Origin of the sequence: Nitrosomonas sp. Nm33, from assembly GCF_900107265.1 — a bacterium.
Taxonomy (GTDB): domain Bacteria; phylum Pseudomonadota; class Gammaproteobacteria; order Burkholderiales; family Nitrosomonadaceae; genus Nitrosomonas.
This window is the reverse complement of the sequence record NZ_FNPJ01000136.1, coordinates 1-2,996: the sequence shown is the minus strand read 5'-3', so window position 1 is coordinate 2,996 and position 2,996 is coordinate 1. Positions and strand designations below refer to the sequence as shown.

Below are 2,996 nucleotides of genomic sequence, written 5' to 3'. Positions count from 1 at the left end.
CCATTATCAGAATCGATATGAGGCACAACAAGATATATTAAATTACATATCCATGTTCTATAACAGCCATCGACTACATTCTTATTTGGATTATAGAAGTCCCATTCAATTTGAAGCTGAAAGGGCAGAACTTAAAAAAGTCGCTTAACTGGGTTGTCACAAATTACTTGACCATGTTAATCTGCATTTCCACGGTAGCTACTGAACAACTTACACTATGGTACAAGAGGTGCCACCTTCTAGACGTACTCTTGGAGAAGCTGCATCCTGTAATGGGAATATCTCCAACAATGTGACTGCTAAGGCGCAGCTTTAACTCCGCGCCTTATTTCCTAATTAATCATTGGAGCTGTCGGATAATAATCAAGATAGCGATTTCATGAGAATAAATGATTAATTAATCAAAAACTTAAATTTTGCATTATTGGAGTAAACATACCTTCCGGCAACCCCTGATCAGGAGGAAGTGCTGCCGCCTCCTGGAACAGATTGCCCGAATTTGGGCGGCAAGACTGCAATCCGTCTGTGCCACCAGTTGCAGGTAGCGTGAAAATCAGATCGATTTGAGTGAACTCATCGGTGCCATGGAACACTTTGAGCGACGGATGATCGAACGGTGCCCTGTCACAAGCAACCCGTTCATCCGTTAGACTTTTCAGAAATGCAACAAGGTCTTTTTTTTCAGCATCGGTTAAGTTAAGCGGTGTGATATCTGGATCGAGATTGCTGCCTCTACGTTGCTTGGCTACTGGATCACCTTTACCAAGCATGGCTGTACCCGTGGTATCGTGCCTGTCACTTGGTTGGATATGGCCACGACGATTGCCTCCTCGGTTGTAAAAATCGATGACACTTTCCAGTGTTGCATAACCGCCAGTATGGAAGTAAGGGGGGGTAAGCCCAATATTGCGCAATGTCGGCGTTTTGAAAGTACCGTTAACAGCTTGCCGCTCTTTCCCTTTCTTCAAAGTCTTCAAGGCAACCTGTTGATTTTCCTGATTACAAGGATCTTCAGCCAGAATCAATACTTCGAATTGGCATGGATCACTCCCGTATTTGTCAGTTTTCTTCTTCCCAAGAAACTGGCGAGTGAATGACAGTGGATTGCCAAATGGATCATTGCCACCAACCCCAAGATCATTCACCGTTGGGACTACTCCAATGTTGTAGAAAGCATTGTCATAGATCGCGGGCCGAGTATTGCCTTCAGACATCAGCATGCGCTCAACTCTGCCTTCGTTTGACTTGGTGAAGAACGCACCGGAGTGACAGTTAATACACTTTCCCTTGCCAATAAAGATATCCTGACCCCGTTGTTCCGTAGCGGTAAGCTGGCCATTATCAAAGGGCGAGTCATCGGATACGAGTGTTGATTCATAGAGCATAATCGCGATACCCCAGAACATCGAGAAATTGATTTCTTCCTGAGTAAAACCATTGGGGTCCGCGTTGATGGTGCCATTCTCGCGAGTGAATTTGCCGGAAGCGCTCCACCATTTCGGATGGAATGCTACGCGAATTTTCTGCGAGTAAGTACCCGAAATCGTACCGTCAGCGTTAAGCAATGGCCCCAGCACGCTGTCGTTGCTGTGCACAATCTGTAGTGCAAGCGGCTGCCGACTCAACAGTTTGCGCCCGAGCTTGGGAAAGGTTTTGCCCGCACAGGTCATTTCGACCGACGACAAAGGCGGTCCTACAGCCTGCGACGCTAGGCTGGCATCTGGCAATCTGAGTTTTACCGCCTTGACGCCGGGTTCGTTACGAGACTTTCTGAGCACAAATGCCGCCAGAGAACGGTTTCCGAACGGATCGAAGCCGTTAAAAGTATTATTGGCCCGCCCATCCCAGAAACTGCGGTAATTAAAGATTGCATTGATTACAGTAGGAACGTTTCTTGGCGTGACCATACGATGAAAGAGAAAAGCGGCATCTAATTCTGGCGTACACACTTCATTAAAAGCATCGGTTATACCGGGAAGCACTACCGTCTGCAGATCAACAAACGTAGAAGCTCTAACACCCTGCGAGCCGAACACATCATTCGTGGTGTACATGATCACGGAATCGCGATCGAGTGGATCTGCCAGTTGGTGAAAGGGAAAATCTTCCGGCTTGGCCAGGTAATTGGGACCCGCAAGAGATCTACCTGCCGTTTGATGGGCAGTGCTTGAGGGTGATAAATCATTAAGATTAGTTGTGTCATCAGGCACTGATGTGAGGCCTCCGAATTCTAAGTCTCCGCCAGGAAAACGCAAATCGAGGAGGCCAGGGCTATATTGATTCTTTATACGCGTGTCGGCGCCACCCGCAAAATGACACGATGCGCAAGCCTGCCCGTTGCTGCCTGATTGCTGATCCCAAAAAAACATCTTGCCAAGAGCAATCGCCGCATTTCTGTCAACAACAATATTCTTCAGATCCGGAAGCTTGGGAATCTTTCCCTTGAGGCTTTCTAATGTGTGAGGTTCATCCGGGACAACCGCATGGGCGTGGTTAAACCATAATGTCAATACTGCAAATGATGAAAAAGCAATACTTATAAACCTTAACTTACTCTTCGACAAAAAAAAATATTTCATTCTAGAAAACCCCCTAATATCAGTTCTTTTTTCAGATCTTTCTTGTTACTTCCAGCATGAAGATTTCATACCTTACTTGATCGAATCAACGACAGATCAGCTGCGTATCATCGTTGCTGATTCTTAATTAGGGTGTGCAATAATGAAATCAGCATTTTCTTTGTTTTAATCTAAGGAAATTCTTTATTTCAATTCTTATTAAAATTGAAGAAATTTGGCCATGGGCTAGGAGAAAAGTCATGACTAGTTCCATTTCCAAATCAAAGATGACACGAAGGCGAGCCGCAGACAGTATTGACGTGGTCAACAAATTCCGGACACACCAGTTAAGCGACTTTTTCCAATTTTTCTGTTTCTATCTCATATTGATTCGGGCTTCTGTATCCCAAGTATGAATGCAGCCGATGACTGTTATAA

Annotated in this window: 2 protein-coding genes; one reads left to right on the top strand and one right to left on the bottom strand. The window is 45.3% G+C overall.

Features of this window, described 5'->3' with window-relative positions:
* A partial coding sequence (locus BLV54_RS14895) for an IS3 family transposase (protein WP_143032551.1) occupies positions 1 to 148 on the top strand: 148 nt, incomplete at its 5' end.
* Between the two features lie 253 nt (positions 149 to 401).
* Here BLV54_RS14895 and BLV54_RS14890 read toward each other — a convergent pair.
* Positions 402 to 2,579 (bottom strand): cytochrome-c peroxidase, encoded by a 2,178-nt coding sequence (locus BLV54_RS14890; protein WP_090572374.1) that lies wholly within the window; start codon positions 2,577 to 2,579, stop codon positions 402 to 404.
* Positions 2,580 to 2,996 lie beyond the last annotated feature (417 nt).